The sequence below is a fragment of the Sphingobacterium corticibacterium genome, assembly GCF_004208525.1.
Taxonomy (GTDB): Bacteria; Bacteroidota; Bacteroidia; order Sphingobacteriales; family Sphingobacteriaceae; genus Sphingobacterium; species Sphingobacterium corticibacterium.
The window spans coordinates 1,132,799-1,151,863 of record NZ_SGIT01000002.1 but is presented as its reverse complement, the minus strand read 5'-3'; the positions used below and the strand labels follow the sequence as shown (position 1 = coordinate 1,151,863).

Genomic DNA, 19,065 nt, shown 5'->3' with positions numbered 1-19,065 from the left:
TTTATCATGCGTTTCTTTTCAATTGATCCGAAATGTTAGAGAAAATCTTTAATATTGAGAAACTTAAAATAAACGCATGAAGAAAAATCAAATAAACGTACTTTCGGTATTGATCGTGGTGCTCGTCGGCGCTTGCCAAAATAATGTTCAAGAACAGAAAACTGCTTCAGGACTCGAACGGAAAAATTTTCAACGTGTTATAAACGGTCAAGAAACGGATTTATTTACCTTGCGAAATAAATCAGGTGCAGAGATTTGTATAACAAATTATGGTGGTCGAATAGTCTCCTTATTGGTGCCAGATCGTGATGGACAGCTGCAAGATGTCGTGTTAGGCTTTGACAACATACAAGAATACGTAGACAAGCCATCGTCATTTGGTGCCACTGTTGGAAGATTCGCAAACAGAATTGCTTACGGAAAATTTGTATTGGATGGAGACACAATTTCATTAGATGTCAATGACGGAGAGCATACTATTCACGGCGGAGCAGAAGGATGGCGTAGCCAAGTGTTCGACGCCGAACAGCCTGCGGATAATTCGCTTATATTACGTTATGTCTCGAAAGATGGGGAAGCTGGGTTTCCGGGTGAAGTTAACGTCAAAGTAACGTTTACTTTAAACGAAGAGAATGCTTTGAAAATAGACTATTTGGCAGATACTGATAAGAAAACGGTTATCAATATGACGAATCATAGTTTCTTTAATTTGTCCGGTAACCCCGAGCATACGATTTTAGATGATGTGCTTTTGGTCAATGCCGATAGCTACACGCCCTTGAATGAAGAACTTATCACCACGGGTACGATAGAAAATGTGGCATCGACCCCATTTGATTTTACGGATCCTATTTCAGTTAGAGATGCTTTATCACGTGATAGCTCGCATAAGCAGTTGCAGCTAGCACAAGGTTTTGATCATAATTATGTTCTCCGTATGGATAGAAACTTAGGACATGTGGCAGCTACAGTATATTCGCCTGTTACAGGTATCTCGCTTGATGTGTATACGACAGAACCGGGTATGCAGGTATATACGGGCAATATGTTGGATGGTTCACGAAAGGGTAAAGGCGAGATTACTTATCATAAGCAGACGGGTATTTGCCTAGAACCGCAGCACTACCCCGACTCACCGAATAAGCCGGAATGGCCAACGACGATCTTGGAACCGGGAGAGCAATATATCAGTACCACCATCTATCAGTTTGGTATTCAGAATTAAGCATTCAACCTATCTGGGTTAATAGAAAGCGATGTGGATTTTATCTCATCGCTTTTTTTTGTGTATTACTGATTGATACGATTATGCAAAAAAATGAGACAATTTAACGGATTATTGCAATCGCCTTTCTCTAACATTGTATCAGCAATTAGAAATCGAAAATAGTGATGATGAAGTAACGCCGACTAACTAGGTAAATCGAATAATCACACTTGTTTAAAAAAAGATATAAACGTTGCGTAAGAACGATAGCAGCTTTATTTACCGCGTTTATGCTTCGTATGCAGAGGGAGTAATAATACAATTATATAACGTAAACTAAATATTTAATTAACGAACATCAGGAAATAAAGTAAAGAACCAATAGTAGTACTATAGCTAGTATATAGAATAAAATTTTAACCAATATAAAATGTATATGAAAGTAGAGAAAATAAGTAAGAGGTGGAGGTCATTCCATGCAATATGGCTCTCCATGGTGATGCTTTGCTTTGTGCAGTGTAAGGAAAGTAGTGATGGAGGTGATGAGAAGCCGGTAGCCTATGACCCGGGTAAACCCGTTTCGGTGACAGGCTTCCTTCCTAAAGGAGGTGGAGCAGGAAGCAATCTAGTGGTTTATGGTGATAATTTTGGTAACGACGTTTCCCGAATCAAAGTAATGATTGGTGGGAAGATTGCCAAAACCGTCAGCGTGAAAGGCAATGCTTTGTACTGTATCGTTCCGTCAGAAGCCTTTGATGGCGATGTGAATGTATATATACTGGATGAGGCTGGTGAAGAGGAACTAGCCGGAGGGGAAGCACCGGAAGTGTTTGCCTACGAGCGGAAATGGGTCGTTTCCGATCTGGTCGGTAAGTACTACGAAGTGGGCACCCAGTTTGAGGAGAAAGAAGGACCTTTTGATGATTGTGGTGCATTTAAGAATATGATATGGTTCACCTTTGACCCGAAAAACCCTAACCAATTTTATATTGCGGCAGAGAGCAGCAATGCCCGCGTCGTTGATTTGGAAACGAGATACGTGAGTTACTTCCGTACGCCTGGCATTGGTCGAAAAACAGTAATCCTTTGGCGCCCGGACGGCGATCGGGATTTACTTACCGCGGAAAACCACGCCTCAGATACCCGAAACGCATTTTATACCTTCTCGCGTTCGTCCAATTTTACACAGAGTCAAGTTATTAACCAAGTGGCGCGCGGGGTCAATGGGGCTGCGGTACACCCCATAAATGGCGAATTGTATTATTCGTTATATCGGGTGGGGGTTGTATATCGTTATGATCTCGAGACCGGCACAAATAAGGTGGCTTTTTCCAATCCTTTCCAGTCGACAGCTGTTTTTATCGTTATTCACCCTAGCGGAGATTATGCGTATATTACTAATTATGAGCGTAGTTATATTTTGAAAAGCGAATATGATCATGTCAATAAAATCTTTAGGACGCCGTACCCGGTTGCCGGTTTGGCCAACAGCAATGGCTGGTCTGACGGTGTGGGTACAAGTGCACGCCTGAATCGTCCGGTACAGGGGGTGTTTGTGAAAAATCCGGATTACGAAGAGCAAGGAGGTGATCAATACGATTATTATTTTTGTGATAAAGAAAACCATGCTATCCGGAAGCTCACGCCGCAGGGTCGAGTAAGCACCTATGCCGGACGTGGTAACAACGGTACAAACGGCTATGCCAACGGAGACCTGCGTTTGGAGGCACGTTTTAACCAACCTACCGCAATTGCCTTTGATGAAACAAGAAACTGCTTTTATGTAGGAGAGCAAGGCAACTGGATCATCCGTAAAATCTCACTGGAAGGAGAATAGAAGAACCAATTTTTAAACATACAGATATGAAGAAATTTATACTATGTATCGGCTTTGCTTTGTTGACCATTAGCTATCATACACATGCGCAAGAAGGAACACAGCAAGAGGTACGAGAAGAGTTGACTATTACGGGTAAGGTCACGGATGTGAACGATCAACCACTTGTGGGCGTTAGCATATCTATTAGCAACGCACCCGGATTAGGTGCGCGGACAGATGATGCCGGAAAGTATAGTATCAAAGCAAAACGTTACCAGACACTGGAGTTTACGTTTGTGGGCTACGACAAAGAAGAGTTTTTGCTAAACGAGGAAAAAGAAGTTAATATCATGATGAGGGAGTCGGATGCAAGCTTGATCAATGAGGTCGTCGTGACGGCAACTGGAAATGAGCGGAGGATAGCTGTTACCGGAGCCATTACCACGGTAGACGTTGAGCGTCTGAAGTCGAACCCTTCCACCTCCATGGCGGATGCGCTGGCAGGACAGGTTCCGGGTATCTTGGCAATGCAACGCTCCGGTCGCCCAGGTGAAATATCCGAATTTTGGATACGCAGTATTTCCACATTTGGTGCGAGCAGCTCGGCGCTGGTACTGGTGGATGGTTTTGAGCGGGATATGAACGAGATCAACGTGGAGGATGTCGAATCCTTTACCGTACTTAAAGATGCCTCCGCTACAGCGATATATGGTAGCCGGGGAGCAAACGGAGTGGTTTTGATCAATACGAAACGTGGTAAGGAAGGAAAAATCAATATAAATGCCAAATTAGAAGGTTTCCGGAGCCAATTTACCCAGCTGCCCGAATTCGCGGACGGATACACTTATGCTTCCATGTCCAACGAGGCTAAGATTACACGTAATCAGGAACCGCTCTTTTCGGATACGGAATTAGAAATCCTCCGACTGGGATTGGATCCAGACCTATTTCCCAATGTAAACTGGATGGACGTGTTGATGCGAGATTATGCGGTAAGCAACCGCAGTCAGCTTAGCTTTAGTGGTGGTGGAAAGACGGCCCGTTATTATGTTGGTGGATCGTATCACAACCAACAGGGGATGTACAAAGTGGATGACGCGTTGAGCGACTACAATACGAATGCCAACTTCAAACGATATACCTACCGGCTCAATGTAGACATGGATATCACAAAATCTACTTTATTGCGGGTAGGAGTTTCTGGTTCGCTGCGCAAAGAAAACGATCCCGGTGTCGGTACTGGCGCCATCTGGACTTCCCTCATGGGGTATAGTCCCATCATGATGCCCTTGAGCTATTCGAACGGACGTATACCTTCCTGGACGGGAAAGAATGATAACCTTAATCCTTGGGTGCAAGGTACGATGACCGGCTACAAGGAAACTTGGCAAAACAATATACAGACGACCTTAAATCTAGAGCAGAAGTTGGATTTTGTTACACCGGGGTTGCGTTTTATTGCTCGTTATGGCTACGATACCAAAAACAATAATTGGATTAACCGCTTTAAAAGGCCAGAGACCTGGCGTATTGAACGCTTCCGTACCAATGGCGAGTTGATCTTTACTCGTACAGCGGAGGAAATGAAGATGACACAGACCTCAGGATCAGAGGGGTCGAGGAGAGATTTCTTTGAATGGGATTTGTTGTATAACAAGAGTCTGGGTAAGCATAATTTTGGTGCAGTAGCCAAATACATGCAATCTTCTGAAGTATTTACGCAGGGATTGGGCGATGACCTCAAGAACGGTATAGCCCGACGTATACAGGGCTTTTCCGGTCGAGCCAACTATAACTTCAATAACCGTTATTTCGTAGATTTCAACTTCGGTTATACGGGGTCGGAAAATTTCCATAAAGATTACCGTTTCGGTTTTTTTCCAGCGTTCTCGGCAGCCTGGAACGTTGCAGAGGAGCCATTCCTCAAAGATGCCGATTGGTTGAGTATGTTTAAGATTCGCTATTCACACGGTAAGACCGGTAATGATCGGTTAGGAGGGGATCGTTTCCCATATCTATATGATATAGAAACAATATATCAAAGAGATAGCAATTGGAATATCGTAAAAGATTCGAATGGAAATCCGATTGCTACAGGTGGATATCAGTTCGCAGACTATCAGACTACTGCGTATTGGGGTGGTATGCGGTATGATCAGATAGCGTCGCCGTATGTTTCCTGGGAGGTTGCGTTAAAGAAAGATCTCGGTTTTGATTTCTCTTTTCTGCATGATAAGATTTCAGGGGTATTTGACCTCTTTTACGAAAATCGAGAGGGCATCTTTATGAGACGTGATTTCCTGCCAGCATCTAGTGGACTGGAAAGTGAAATTATCAGGATAAATAATCAGGATAGACGCTTTCGCTATCCCTATGCCAATGTGGGTAAGGTGGAATCTCGAGGATTTGACGGTAATTTGGATTTCAAACAGCAGGTTAACAATGTACATTTGACGTTGCGAGGCAACCTGACGTATAGTAAAAATAAGATACTTGAACGCGACGAACAAAATAGCATTTACGATTACCGTCTGCAGGAGGGCCATCGGGTGGATCAGGCAAGGGGGCTCGTAGCGCTGGGTTTATTTAAAGATTACGATGATATCCGCAACAGCCCTACGCAAACTTTTGGCGAGGTGATGCCGGGAGATATTAAGTACAAAGACGTTAATGGTGACGGTGTTGTGGATGGTACGGATATCGTTGCTATTGGTGCTACGACACGTCCTAACCTAATATATGGATTTGGTATGTCTGCAAGTTGGAAAGGCTTTGATCTCAACGCCCACTTCCAGGGTGCCGGTAAGTCAAGTTACTTTATCAACGGTTCATCAGTGTATATGTTTCAAGGTGGTGACGGTTGGGGGAATGTGTTGATGGATATGGCCAATAGTAACCGATGGAAATTGGGTGAAAACGAAGATCCGAATGCAGAATATCCGCGCCTAAGCTATGGAGCTAATGCCAACAATTATCGGGCTTCATCTTTTTGGCTTCGCGACGGATCATACTTGCGTTTGAAATCGTTGGACTTGGGATATTCGCTGCCTAAAAATTTGGTAAATAGAGCGCATATAAACAACGCTCGTCTATTCTTTATAGCGACGAATCTATTTACATTTTCAAAGTTCGGCCTCTGGGACCCAGAGATGGGCAGTACAGACGGGAAAGCGTACCCATTAAGCAAAACGTTTTCCGTGGGAATATCTGTTAATCTATAAGGAATGAAGAATATGAAAAGAATAGCTATACTATTATCCGCTGTAGCGTTAATGCTGAGCATCGGCGGATGTAAAAAATACTTAGACTCCGATTACCTGTTCGATGAACGGATGACGATGGAGGATGTATTTACGAACCGCGATTACACCGAACGCTGGCTGGCGCGGGCCTACTATTTTCTGGGTACCAACGCTATGCAGGATGTCGCCAGTAAAAAATCCGTGATGTTCAACTTCGCTGATGACATGTATTACGGTGATGAAAATGAAGAATACGCACGTTGGAAAAGAGGCCAGTATACCGAAAATGGCTTAAGTGGAGAAAATAAAGGGATTTGGAAGACCGCCTATGATGGTATTCGTCAGGCTTCCATTTTCATACACCATATCCACCTTAACCCAGATATTTCGGACTACGAAAAGGAGGATATGAAAGCACAGGCGCGATACCTGAGGGCTTATTTTTATTGGATTCTGATGCGTAACTTTGGGCCTATTCCAATTGTACCAGATGAAGGGATTGATTATACCCTGAGTTATGATGAGCTGGCGCTACCACGTAATACGTATGATGAATGTGCGGATTTTCTAGCGAGTGAATTGGCTGAAGCCGCGTCGGCATTGCCGTTGGCACGTGGTAATACCCATCTTGCGCGGCCTACTCGTGGTGCTGCGCTGGCACTACGGGCTCGGGTGTTGGTGTTTTCGGCAAGCCCGCTTTACAATGGCAAGGCACCTGCGGATGTCTCGGCGGCGCTGGTGACCAAACAAGGCACGCGGCTCCTTTCGGATACGTATGATGAGTTCAAATGGGCAAAGGCAGCTGCAGCAGCAAAAGATGTGATGGATTTGGGAAAATATCAATTGTATGTGGCCTACCGTAAGGAAACTGGTAATGCGATTTATCCGGCTACCGTGACTCCACCGTATAACCCCGAGTTTTCGGACACGAACTGGCCCCTTGGTTGGCGAGATATTGATCCTTATGAGTCCTATCGAGCACTTTTCAACGGAGATGTTAACGCTACGCAGAATCCGGAACTGATCTTTACACGTGGTCAAAACCAAGGGGGAGAAGATATCCGCGTGATGGTGCTACATCAGCTGCCGCGAACAGAAGCTGTAGGCGGGTACAATTCTCACGGAATGACCCAAAAGCAAGCCGATGCTTATTACATGAACGATGGTACCGATCTCCCGGGGATGAACAATATGTACCAAAGCCAGCAGGGCTATGCGGGTAGATACAGCACGCTGCCCCGTCCATCCGGCGTAGTCAGTGCGGAAGAGGATCAAAATCGTGTATACCCGGAATTAGGTATTAAAGGTGAAGGAGTGCACAAGCAATACGTACACCGCGAACCCCGTTTTTATGCTTCCGTGGCCTATAACGGTTCTGTATGGAATCTGGACAATATAACCGATCCGGAGCTCTTAGGACATAAAAATAGACAGGTGTTTTATTATTTTGACGCGATTAGCGGATACCGGGCTGGTGTTACTTACTGGCTGCGTACGGGTATAGGTGTAAAGAAATATGTGCATCCAAATGATTATCGGACAGGAACTTCTACTGGGTACGACTTCGCAAACATAGAGCCTAAGGTAGACCCGGCGATTCGCTATGCGGAAGTTTTGCTAATTTACGCCGAAGCACTGAACGAGCTGAGTGGGAGCCATAGTGTCCCTTCGTATGATGGTAGTAAAACGCATACTATTATGCGCGATATTTCGGAGATAAAAAAAGGTATACAACCGATACGTATCCGTGCCGGGCTCCCCGATTATACAGCGAATGTGTATAGCGATGCGGATAAATTCCGTATCAGCCTGAAACGTGAGCGGCAGATCGAATTATTCGCCGAAGGCCATCGTTTTTATGACCTTCGCCGCTGGACGGACGCACCTAATGAAGAATCTGCACCGATATATGGAAATAACGTGTGGGTGACTGGAAATAGTCCCGAGATATTCCATACACCGGTCGCCGTACCGTCCTTACCGACGATTTTCTCCTTGAAAATGTGGTTCTGGCCGATCCATTGGGATGAGTTGCGGAGTAATAAAGAATTGACACAAAATCCGGGGTGGACATATCCGGAATAACAAATTGTAAAATCGAAGATCATGAAAAAGATATATATCCTGTTTTTAGTGATGGCAACTACCATCTTCGGCTTGTCGTCCTGCAATAATGAATGGGAAGACGAACAATATGAGCAACTGGTGTCGTTCAAAGCACCGCCAAATACGGAAGGTGTCAGCTGGACATACATCCGTTACAAACCTGATGGCAAGGTCACATTCAATCTTCCTGTGGTGGTTAGCGGCTCAACACCCAACACCGAGAACCGAACAGTGCGTGTCGGACTGGACCTCGATACACTGGCGATCCTAAACCGGGAGCAGTTTGGCGAACGGCAGGAGCTTTATTATGGCGTATTGGAAAGTAAGTATTATAATATGCCCGAAACAGTGACCATTCCGGCAGGAGAGAGTCAAGCCGTCATCCCGATTGAGTTTTCCTTGGCAGATATAGACGAGTCTGACAAATGGGTGCTGCCTTTGCAGATTCTAGACGATCCAGCAGGAAATTACCATGTTAATCCGCACAAGCATTATAAAAGAGCGATGTTGCGTATCGCACCCTTCAATGACTATTCGGGCGAATATAGTAGCACCCAGTTTAAAATATATTTAGAAGGAAATAGGGATCGAGAGCTCACGATGAACACGCAACGGGCTTATGTTGTGGATGAGGAGACTGTCTTTTTCTACGCCGGTACCCGGGATGCAGATTATCTGGATCGTAAGAGCTATAAGGTGTTTGTCCGGTTTACGGACGAACAGATAGATATCCAGAAGAAAAAACTGGAGATATGGAGTGATAACGCAGAAAATAACAAATTTGAAGTGGACGATGAGCAGGCTTATTACACGGTAGACGAAAGTTGGGATCAAGTGAAGCCATATGAGAAGCGTATCTATATAAATCTATCGTTTGGATATAGGTTTGAAGATTACACCTCTGCACCGGGGTTACGGTTGCGGTATCAGACGGTAGGTACCATGGCCATGGAACGTAAGTTGAATACGTTGATACCAGATGAAGATCAACAGATAGAGTGGTAAATATAAAATATAAAATTATGAACAAACTATTAGCCAATATTTTTGCTTTACTGATGATGGTTTTCCTGATGGGGGCATGTAAAGATAAAGTACTGAATGACCTTCCGGCAGAGTTGATCAGTTTCTCTGTTGTGGATCAAAATGGAACGAACCACGATTTGAGCGTCAATACCCTGAAAAGTACGGTCAGCAGCCGGGAATCATTTCCCTCCTATGTCAATCTCTCTAGTCTGGTGCCGCAGTTTAAGCTCAACCGTGCGGACGCTGTGGTCAAGATCAATGATGTGCAGTTGCAGAGTGGGAAGGGGCAAATCAATCTGAGCAATGACCTGGTCTGTGATCTCTATGTTGACGATTCTAAAGAACGTTCGTATGTGATTAGGATTATGAAAGAGACCATGGCAAATACCTTCCGTTCTTTTGGCTTTTCAGATCCTGTGATGGAACAGTTTTCCGTAGTGATCGATGAGCAGACAGGGGAAATATACAATACGGTCGTCATTCCCAAAAATGTTAATATAACGGATTTGCAGCCTGTATTCACGTTGTCCGAGTCCCGGTCTGCTGTCAAGGTAAATGGTGTAAAGCAGATAGGTGGTGTGCAACGGCATGATTTTAGCAAACCTGTAATATATACGGTAGAAGGTGAAGATGGATCGTCACGCAGTTATACCGTGAACCTAAATCAAGGTGATTTTTTCGCTATTAAAAATCCGGTTATTGCGGGGAGTTATGCCGATCCTACGGCTATCCGCGTGGGAAATGAAATGTATGTGTATGTCACCGGAACGCGCGTGAGAGGGTACAGATCATCTGATCTGATCAACTGGAGAAGTATCGGCCCGCCGAGTGAGGTGTTTACAATCAAACCCGCCTTCACTGCTGATGCCAACCAGAATGACGTAGGTATGTGGGCACCGGATATCAATTATTTTGACGGTAAATATGTGATGTATTACTCCTTATCTGCATGGGGAGGTGGTGCGAATAGCGGTATCGGTGTCGCTGTGTCTAATCAGCCTCAGGGACCCTTTGTTCACCCGACAGGTAATACGAATGGAAAGCTTTTTGTAAGTTCTGAAATCGGGGTGCACAACTCCATCGATCCTTGCTTTTACGAGGATAATGGTAAACGTTATCTGTTTTGGGGTAGTTTCTTCGGTATGTATATGACCGAACTGACCTCGGACGGTATGGCTATCAAAGATATGAGCGCGAAAACCAAAGTGGCAGGCGATTCTTTTGAAGGGGCTTATGTACACAAACGAGGTAATTACTACTACCTGTTCGCTTCAGCAGGGACGTGCTGTGAAGCGCTTACCAGTACTTATAGAGTTGTGGTGGGGCGTTCGACAAATCTGGCAGGACCGTATGTCAATCGTAACGGTGTAGACATGAAAGATTTCAATGCACGGTATAACAGTATACCAACTTACAATCCTATCGTACTACAAGGGAACCAAACCTTTGTTGGTCCAGGACATAATGCTCGTATCATTACGGATAAGAATGGTGTAGACTGGATGTTATATCATGCGTATGAGAATGTAAACAATGTTGTAGGATCGCGTAATTTGATGTTGGGTAAAGTAAACTGGGATAGTGACGGTTGGCCAATAGTTGACAATGGCACGCCATCTGCTATACTGACGGATATGCCGGTTTTTTAGCGTAGCATGTATATTCCAAGGTTATGATTCGCAAATATGTTGTTTTAGCTATCGCGTTGTTTTATTCCTGTGGGAAACCGTGACGACGGTCGAAATCATGGAAGGGATGTATCCGCGAGCAAGACGGTTGAGAGAGAAAACAGGGAACGATTGCAGAGGGACCTTATGGAATTCTCAGCGGAGGGTGTGATTCGTATTTTCGGTCAGGCTATCCATCCGGTAGTGGTGAAATAGTTTGATTCTAAGTGTTTTCACGATAGAGCTTACCTTTAATAAGAAACAGCGTACGGCAATAAAGTCCGTACGCTGTTTCCTTTGTGATAATTTCAAAGATGTTACTTTGCACATGTACATAGCCCCGTCTGCAATGTACTTAACGTCTGAGTACGGTGACATAATCGACAAGTCATTGTAGTTTTTAGTTTTGAACAGTGTCAAAACATACTTGTTGCTTGACTTAATGACGATGTCTCTGTGATGGTCGATGACCGCACGGGACTGTTCGGAGATGTTCCGTGCGTGAATGACGACGTCCTTGCAGTGGAGGGGAAAGTCACGTGATATAATCAATAATTTACTTGACATGTCGACCTTGTTCCGGTACAAAACAGATGTGTCACGTGCAGGTATTCACATGTATATGCACAAAGACAGTGTGAAATATCCCTTTACTGTTTTCCCATACGCCGGCGTGCTGTCATCGTACGACTTGAACAGTATGCCGAGCAACGACACGATGTCGTTGTACGGGGATACAAACAACCTGTCCAAGGAAGTGATAAAGATGTCGATCCTATTGATCTCCTTATGCAGGGAAGTTATTCTGTCGTCCGCCAAAGTGATGCTTCCGACCATCTTGATCGTCTTGATGTATGTTGACACCATCTTCCCGTGTGTCGATATGTTGTCGGAATACGGGGTTAACGTTTTTTTGGACAGGGGCAACGTTTCGTCATACGCCGAGATGACTTTCTAATATGCCGATGTGAAAAAGATGGGCGGAAGGAGCGCAAAGATGGGTAACGAAATGACGTCGGCGCACGACGACGTAACGCTTCCGTCCGACGACGTCGCATTTCCGTTCGGGATAATGATAGGATCCGATCAATATTATTACCACGTGGCTTTGTGTGATCGGCAGAGCAAAACGTTTTTTATGACAAGCTTGGGTACAAGTTATTGGTTTTGCCCAATTTTAATAAGAAACAGTCTGATATCAAGGGGTATATGGATAAGTGGTCATATTTGTTTAGGCATATGGAGGAGTTGGATGAAATGCCGAAATTTTTGGATAATCGAGTTTTTGATCTTATATTTGATATTGGAGAGGTAGCAAATTTAACGGAAACGGATATGAAATTGTACGAGTCAAATCTAAAGAATAAGCGGGATGCGGAAAGTGTGCGTCTCACTGCAATTAAGGAAGGACTATGCGAAGGCCGTGAGAGAGGATTACAGGAAGGCATGGAGAAGGGTTAGAGAAACGATTAGAGAAAGGCAGGAAGGAAGAACGTGCTAAAGCCGAGGCTGAGAAATTGGCGGATAAACAAAATTCTGCTAGAAAGATGTTGAAAAGCAGCTTTGATGTTGATATGATTTCTGATATTTTGGGGCTGTCCATAGCCGAAATAGAAAAGCTGAAATAGCTATATAAATATATAATCTTAAGGTGTTTTCTGATAAAGGAAGCACCTTTTTTGCTGTACAAAATTTCGCATAGTATTTACTTTGCGACTGCGCTGGTTGTTAGGTTGAAGAAGCAATTAAGAAAAATGAGGGTGTATTGGTGTGTGGGAGTGAAATTGAAGCGTCTAAAAAGTAATCGTTTGCTTGCTAGATCGGTGTCCAGCAAGCAAAGATCATCTTTATTACTTCTCCAACAAAGCATTCACACACCACAGATAAGGGAACTGTCCGTGGAAATCGCCTGTCCTGCGCGGACGGTCATAATAATATTGCTTGTCGTTCTTTTTGTTGGTGCCAACACAGACCTCCGATACACTTCCTTTTTCATCCACATAGTCTACTAATGCTATCCACGCTTTACGGGCTGCCGGTGCATACTCTTTCGAATCCAACCAACCTTGTTTCACGCCGGTGATGAAGGCGTACGCAAACATAGCTGATCCGGATGTTTCTGCCCAACAATCCGCTTCATCAATTAATTGGTTCCACATACCATTTGGTTGTTGATATTGTTTTAAGCTGGCCATCATCTTGCGGTATCCTTCCAAAATACGTGGACGATATTCGCTGTCCTCCGGTAAGTAGCGTAGCAATTCGGTCACACCAGCGGCCATCCAGCCGTTGCCGCGTCCCCAATAGAACGGAACGTCGGGCGCATGGTAAAATAGTCCATTCGGACGTTGCAGTTCATCGAGATACAGCACCATTTCCTTCGCGGCACGGTCGATATATTTCCGGTCGCCGGTTACTTTATAAGCTTCGCTCTGCACAATGGTTATCATGTACATATCATCTATCCAGAGACGTGTCTGCCAGGAGAAGCCCTTATCAGCCCAAGCCTTCTCTTCGGTTTTAGCATCCGCAGGCACTTCCCATTGCGTGTCGGCGTAGGGTAATCCAAGATCGAAGTAACGCTTGTCTTCCGTGATACGATATAGCGTCAAGGGTAAACTACCGAACATGTTCAGATCCACATGGTTCTTAATCGGGAGCAATGCCTTGTCCTTATCGAACAGGAGTTCAAAGCGGTTTTTTAAATAGGTTGTCAGTAGCTCGTCCTTCGTTAACTCTGCGAAATTAAGCCCACTTTTCCAGTAAAACGTTTGTGGATAGCCAATCCATTTTCCAGCGTGCAACGCATTGTTCATATACACGAAGCGGTACGCAATGAGTTTACCGACTTTTTCGGGTTCGTAGCCTTTGGGGAAGTTTGTTAACAGGTTTTTCTGTGAGAAGCTAAGCTGAAAACAGCTTAGCATGAATACGAATAGGATTACTTTTTTTGACATTATATTTAATTTTTATTTGATTTTTTTTAAGTATGTCTATTGATTGCCTAGATAGATTTCTGTAAGCTGTGCAGTTGCACCTTGACTCATAGATTTCCAACACTCGTCTTTCTGGCACCAGAAGCGGATGTATCTGTAATTCGAAGATGGAATCGCGATATTCGGAGATTCAACAATTGAACCGTCCGGTGCATCGGTCACTTCTACGTCCGAAGCTATAACCGTCCAATTCTCGCCATCGTTACTTCCCGATATGGTTTCGATCATGTAATAACGGAGTTGATTAAGACCCGGCACATGTCTTAACCTGAAATAACTCACTTTTTGCTGTTTTTGCATGTCTATAGTGAAAGAAATAGAACCACCATTTTCCTTGGAAGGAACAGTTACTCCGAATTGATTGGTTTTGCTTGGTCTTACTAATATAAACCGACTGTTTATATCTCCGTCGATAGCATTTCCAACTTTGTTGTCTTCCGGTGTGTTTGGAAGTGGATCTTGCGATGCGGATACAACCCACCCCGCACGGTCGTAGTCTCCTATGTGATCTGCTTCCGTTACGGTGACATTGATCGTGTTCGTTATTTCAGGTACTTGTACGGAGGAGATAGTGATCGTCGTTGTTCCCTGACTGACAGCCGTTATCACACCACCTTGATTGACAGTAGCAATATTTGGGTCAGCGGAACTGAACGTGACAACTTTGTTGGCAGCGTCTACTGGTAAAACCGTTATTCGGTCAGCAATATCCACCGTAGTTCCTTCCTGTAACTCCACCTCCGGATCGCTGATAGCAATCTCGTTAGTAAGGACAGGTGGTTTGGGATCGGCTGTGATGGTGAATTGATCCGTTTGCCCGTCCACGATCACCGTGATGATGGCTGTTCCTGCATTATGAACAGTCACTAAACCTTCTTCGTCGACTGTAGCTATTTTTTTGTTGCTGGAAGAAAATATTATCCTTTTGTTGGCGGCATTTTCGGGAAGAATAGTGACTTGGTCCGCGATATTTATCGCGTCGCTTCCGACTTGTAAGGTTACGCCTTGTTTCAGTGATTCGCTTATTGTTACACTTTGTACGCGAATGGATGTAGGTTCGACGTTCTCGTCTTTACAGTTTACAAATAACATCATACAGAGAGCGATGCTCATCCAGCAGAGAACTGGTTTGAAATTTTTCATTTTTTTAGTATTATGTGGTTAATTAATATATTATATGCTTACATATCGTTGTATAATGCTGTCGCACACCATAGCATAGGTGCTTGTCCGTGCAGGTCGCCGATATTGCGTTTACGGTCTACGTAAAACTGGTAACTGCTGTTTTTATTCGTGCCTTCGCAGACTTCCGTCATGTTGTCATCATTGTTTATATAGGTTAAAAGGGAAAGCCATGCTTTACGTGCGGCCGTGCCATACGTTACTTTGTCCAGCCACCCTTTTTTGACACCCACGATCATTGCGTATGTAAACATCGCTGTACCGGATGTTTCTTTCCACAATTCACTTTTGTCAATCAGTTGACGCCACATGCCGTCTTCTGCTTGGTATTGCAGCAATGTAGACATCATTAGTTTGTAGGCAGTTTCTATTTCTTTTCTGTTGGGATTGTCTTCCGGAAGTATACTTAGGAGATTGGCCATACCCACGGCCATCCAGCCATTGCCGCGACTCCAGTAAAAAGGGGCATCTGGAGCATGGTAAAATAGTCCGTTGGGGCGTTGGATCTCATCCAGATACATCACCATTTCTTTGGCAGCCCTGTCTATATATTTTCTGTCGTCTGTAGTTTGGTATGCCTGTGCCTGTATGGCGGTGATCATGAACATGTCGTCAATCCAGATACGGGTTTGCCAGGAGTACCCTTGATTGTGCCAGTTTTGTTGTGCCTGGGTTGGGTTAGCAGGCAGTTCCCATTGCTTATCGGCATAGTCCATCCCCAAATTAAAGTATTTTCTGTCCTTTACTTTTTTATAAATTTCCAATGGAACGGATCCGAATATATTGTTGTCTACGTGGTTTGGGCTGGGAAGCGTTGGTGCACCTGCGGAAAAAAACGAATTATCGTACCTTGTCAGCAGCTCATTGTACATTTGATCGTCGCCGATGGCTTGTGCAAATTGAAACGCTCCAAGGTAGGTACATACATAAGGGTAGTTGGTCCGAGTGTTATGAGGGGAGGAACTGATCGTTTTTATGAATCTTCGCGCCAGTCTTGTACCGACTGACAAGGCATCGGCACCCTCAGGGAAAACCAATAAAACTTCGTTTTCATGCGTTGGGACACCATCGGTTGTCACCGTTTCCGAATGATTTCCATCACTGTCAATGGCGACAGCGGAGATGATATACTTGCCGTGCTGAAGTACGTGCATCCGAAAAGCCCCTTTGTTATCCGAGGGTCTCATGATATTCTTTTTGTCGACATCGGATGGCTTCGTTCCCTCCAATACCCAAGTGATCTCTGTTGAGATAGCCTCTTTGGGATACGTCCATGTAATAATTAGCTCATTTGCTTTTTCGGTTTTCTCGGCCTTAAAGTCAGTCACCGGAGAAACAAAGGCGGGTTCTTCCTTGTCGGGTTCTTTTTCGTCTGGTTTGTTTTCATCGGGAACCACTGGTTCAGTCCCTTTACAAGCGGAAGCGAAGCAAGCCACTGTTAGAAACAGCACTATAATTTTTGTGATATATCTTTTACTATGCATAGCTTTTTTAATGAACTAAAATGTTTAAAATAAAATTTTTTCAGCACGATTAAAAAGTGACATTTGGGTCATATATAGCAACGCCTACCTGGCTATCGGCACAACCGTAGTATAGAAACCATTTATTCTTAAAATAGGCAAGACCTTGGATAAACACCGTGCCGTCCGGGTATTGTCCACTTTTTTCAAAGGGCTCGGTGGGCACAAAGAAAGGTTTGTCCAATCGACCAATAACCTTCGAAGGATTGTTGAGGTCAAAGAGTACCTGCCCGGCGGCATATGTGTTGGCCGTATAGTTTGTATCTCTACCGGCATCACCTTTGTTTTTACCGTTGTACAACACTAAAATACCATGTTCGGTTAGAAGAGCCGGAGGGCCACATTCTGTCAAATCGCTATCAAAATGTCCGCTGCGCGGTGTGACAACGAGATCCAGGTCGCCTTTATCATTTAAGGTAGGTATCCAATTGATCAGGTCGTCCGATGTGGCAATATTCATATAGCGCTCGCCCCAGTACATCATATACTTTCCGTTGACTTTCGTAATGACCTGTTTGCCGTTTTCTAATTTCGTAACAACAGACCCCGACTTGCAGAATAGATCTTTAAACTTGCCGTTATGCGCTGTTTGGAAAGCGGGGCCATGCTTGGTCCAGGTTTTTAAGTCTCGGGAGGTAGCTACGGCTAGACGTGCCACCTTCCGATTCCACTGGGTGTACAGCATAACATATAGGCCGTCTGCCGTAACAGCGACACGGGGGTCTTCACAACCGCCCGGCCATTCATTCTCTTTCTGCTCGTCTTCGTCAGGATAAAATACAGGTTTCTTCTCCCGCTTCATGCGAATGCCATCTTTACTTTCGGCAATCCCGATACGGGAGGTGCGTTTGCCGATACCCATACCGGATTTGTCTTCCCCACGATAAAGGACGTATATGCGATTATCCTTTACGACAGCCGCGGGATTGAAAATGTCACCCGCCTCCCAGGCGATTTCTTGCTTGCTCATCGGATCAAAGAAAGTGGTGTTGGGATCGGGAGATATGATGGGGTTGGCTCCCGCCGGCCGCACGAACGGACCTAAAGCCCAGTCTGGTAGCTTTTCTTGGGCTTGTCCAAAAAAACTCACGAAAATCAAGACCGTGAAGAGGTAGATAGATTTTTGCATTTTGCCGAAAAATTTCATTTTGCTAATTATGAGTAAGTTACAAATAATATCGCTATTTCCCTAGTAATGCGGCCGCGCACCAAAGATAAGGAGCTTGCCCGTGTAGGTCACCTGGATTACGCGGGCGGTCATAGTAATATTGCTTATCGTTCTTTTTTCCTGTACCGATACAAACTTCTGTTACGTTATTGCGCTCGTCAATAAAGGGAATCATCGCTAGCCAAGCTTTACGAGCTGCTGGTGCATATTCGGCTGCATCCAACCAACCTTCCTGAACACCGACTATAAAAGCGTAGGTGAACATCGCTGTTCCAGAAGTCTCAGCCCAAAACGTCGGTTCATCAATCAACTGGTTCCACATGCCGCTTGGCTGCTGATGCTCTTTCAGGCTTTTCATCATCTTTAGATAACCCTCCATGATACGTGGACGATCTGGATGATCTTCGGGCATCATCCGCATGAGGTCGGGCATGCCAACAGCCATCCAACCATCGCCGCGTGCCCAATAATACGGTACGTCCGGAGCATGATAGAACAATCCGTTCGGGCGTTGCAACTCATCCAGATACATGACCATTTCTTTGGCTGCGCGGTCTAGGTATTTCTTGTCGCCGGTCACTTTATAGGCTTCGCCTTGAACCACGGTAATCATATACATATCATCGATCCAGAGGCGAGTCTGCCAGGAATGGCCTTTCTCCGCCCAGGCTTTCTCCTCAGCTTTAGCATTCGCCGGAACTTCCCATTGCGTATCGGCATACTGTAAGCCTAATTCTTTGTAGCGCTCATCCTTGTTGATTTGGTAGAGTTTTAGTGCGAGGCTTCCAAACATGTTGTAGTCTACGTGGTTCATCGGAGGGAGCAACGCTTTTTCGTATGTGAAAAATGGTTCAAATTTATTCTCCAGTTGCTTGATAAGCTTTTTGTCATTGACTTTCAGCGCATAATCTATAGCACCGTTCCAGGAACATACGCTGGCATAGTGCACCCATTGTCCGAAATACAGGTCGTGTCGGCTACCGACAAAATGATCGGCTAACCGTTTGCCGACTTCCTTGGGAGTCGATCCTTTTGGAAAACTTTTTAGCACATTCTCTTGGGCAGATAGTAGCTGCAATGAACATACCGCTAAGAAAAATAAAAATGATTTTTTTAACATAATGTTTGT

The 19,065-nt window shown here is 44.6% G+C and carries 12 protein-coding genes and 1 pseudogene; 8 read left to right on the top strand and 5 right to left on the bottom strand.

What is annotated here, in order from left to right:
• Nucleotides 1-76 precede the first annotated feature (76 nt).
• From EWE74_RS13020 to EWE74_RS12985, 8 genes and pseudogenes are all read left to right on the top strand, one after another.
• Entirely contained in the window at nt 77-1,225 is a 1,149-nt protein-coding gene (locus EWE74_RS13020; protein WP_130141953.1) for an aldose epimerase family protein, read from the top strand.
• 418 nt (nt 1,226-1,643) lie between these two features.
• The gene (locus tag EWE74_RS13015) at nt 1,644-3,044 is read left to right on the top strand and encodes an IPT/TIG domain-containing protein (RefSeq protein WP_130142413.1); all 1,401 of its coding nucleotides are present in this window, start codon (nt 1,644-1,646) and stop codon (nt 3,042-3,044) included.
• A gap of 26 nt (nt 3,045-3,070) precedes the next feature.
• Nucleotides 3,071-6,247: a SusC/RagA family TonB-linked outer membrane protein gene (locus EWE74_RS13010; protein ID WP_130141952.1), complete on the top strand. Its 3,177-nt coding sequence runs from the start codon at nt 3,071-3,073 to the stop codon at nt 6,245-6,247.
• Nucleotides 6,248-6,259: 12 nt separating this feature from the next.
• On the top strand, nt 6,260-8,353 hold the full coding sequence (locus EWE74_RS13005; protein ID WP_130141951.1) for a RagB/SusD family nutrient uptake outer membrane protein: 2,094 nt from the start codon (nt 6,260-6,262) through the stop codon (nt 8,351-8,353).
• Nucleotides 8,354-8,374: 21 nt separating this feature from the next.
• Nucleotides 8,375-9,379, top strand: coding sequence for a DUF4973 domain-containing protein (locus EWE74_RS13000; RefSeq protein ID WP_130141950.1), 1,005 nt, complete (start codon nt 8,375-8,377; stop codon nt 9,377-9,379).
• A gap of 17 nt (nt 9,380-9,396) precedes the next feature.
• Entirely contained in the window at nt 9,397-11,049 is a 1,653-nt protein-coding gene (locus EWE74_RS12995; protein WP_130141949.1) for a family 43 glycosylhydrolase, read from the top strand.
• 583 nt (nt 11,050-11,632) lie between these two features.
• Entirely contained in the window at nt 11,633-12,025 is a 393-nt protein-coding gene (locus EWE74_RS12990; protein WP_130141948.1) for a hypothetical protein, read from the top strand.
• 176 nt (nt 12,026-12,201) lie between these two features.
• Nucleotides 12,202-12,528 (top strand): annotated as a pseudogene (locus EWE74_RS12985) (PD-(D/E)XK nuclease family transposase); the annotation flags it as partial.
• A gap of 389 nt (nt 12,529-12,917) precedes the next feature.
• Here EWE74_RS12985 and EWE74_RS12975 read toward each other — a convergent pair.
• The 5 genes from EWE74_RS12975 to EWE74_RS12955 are packed head-to-tail and all read right to left on the bottom strand — an operon-like array spanning nt 12,918 to nt 19,056.
• Nucleotides 12,918-14,024 carry a glycoside hydrolase family 88/105 protein gene (locus EWE74_RS12975; protein ID WP_130141946.1) on the bottom strand — a complete coding sequence of 369 codons (1,107 nt, stop codon included), beginning with the start codon at nt 14,022-14,024 and terminating at the stop codon, nt 12,918-12,920.
• 36 nt (nt 14,025-14,060) lie between these two features.
• Nucleotides 14,061-15,206, bottom strand: coding sequence for an Ig-like domain-containing protein (locus EWE74_RS12970; protein ID WP_130141945.1), 1,146 nt, complete (start codon nt 15,204-15,206; stop codon nt 14,061-14,063).
• Nucleotides 15,207-15,244: 38 nt separating this feature from the next.
• The gene (locus EWE74_RS12965; RefSeq protein WP_206365224.1) at nt 15,245-16,729 is read right to left on the bottom strand and encodes a glycoside hydrolase family 88/105 protein; all 1,485 of its coding nucleotides are present in this window, start codon (nt 16,727-16,729) and stop codon (nt 15,245-15,247) included.
• A 49-nt stretch (nt 16,730-16,778) separates the two neighbouring features.
• A complete protein-coding gene (locus EWE74_RS12960) occupies nt 16,779-17,897 on the bottom strand; it encodes a glycoside hydrolase family 130 protein (RefSeq protein WP_130141944.1) in 1,119 nt (372 codons plus the stop codon).
• A 52-nt stretch (nt 17,898-17,949) separates the two neighbouring features.
• The gene (locus EWE74_RS12955; RefSeq protein ID WP_130141943.1) at nt 17,950-19,056 is read right to left on the bottom strand and encodes a glycoside hydrolase family 88/105 protein; all 1,107 of its coding nucleotides are present in this window, start codon (nt 19,054-19,056) and stop codon (nt 17,950-17,952) included.
• Between the last annotated feature and the right edge of the window lie 9 nt (nt 19,057-19,065).

Excerpts from the sequence above, each read along its gene's own strand:
- EWE74_RS13020 (WP_130141953.1), top strand. The coding sequence starts at position 77 with ATGAAGAAAAATCAAATAAACGTACTTTCGGTATTGATCGTGGTGCTC.
- EWE74_RS13015 (WP_130142413.1), top strand. The coding sequence starts at position 1,644 with ATGAAAGTAGAGAAAATAAGTAAGAGGTGGAGGTCATTCCATGCAATA.
- EWE74_RS13010 (WP_130141952.1), top strand. The coding sequence starts at position 3,071 with ATGAAGAAATTTATACTATGTATCGGCTTTGCTTTGTTGACCATTAGC.
- EWE74_RS13005 (WP_130141951.1), top strand. The coding sequence starts at position 6,260 with ATGAAAAGAATAGCTATACTATTATCCGCTGTAGCGTTAATGCTGAGC.
- EWE74_RS13000 (WP_130141950.1), top strand. The coding sequence starts at position 8,375 with ATGAAAAAGATATATATCCTGTTTTTAGTGATGGCAACTACCATCTTC.
- EWE74_RS12995 (WP_130141949.1), top strand. The coding sequence starts at position 9,397 with ATGAACAAACTATTAGCCAATATTTTTGCTTTACTGATGATGGTTTTC.
- EWE74_RS12990 (WP_130141948.1), top strand. The coding sequence starts at position 11,633 with ATGTCGACCTTGTTCCGGTACAAAACAGATGTGTCACGTGCAGGTATT.
- EWE74_RS12975 (WP_130141946.1), bottom strand. The coding sequence starts at position 14,024 with ATGTCAAAAAAAGTAATCCTATTCGTATTCATGCTAAGCTGTTTTCAG.
- EWE74_RS12970 (WP_130141945.1), bottom strand. The coding sequence starts at position 15,206 with ATGAAAAATTTCAAACCAGTTCTCTGCTGGATGAGCATCGCTCTCTGT.
- EWE74_RS12965 (WP_206365224.1), bottom strand. The coding sequence starts at position 16,729 with ATGCATAGTAAAAGATATATCACAAAAATTATAGTGCTGTTTCTAACA.
- EWE74_RS12960 (WP_130141944.1), bottom strand. The coding sequence starts at position 17,897 with ATGCAAAAATCTATCTACCTCTTCACGGTCTTGATTTTCGTGAGTTTT.
- EWE74_RS12955 (WP_130141943.1), bottom strand. The coding sequence starts at position 19,056 with ATGTTAAAAAAATCATTTTTATTTTTCTTAGCGGTATGTTCATTGCAG.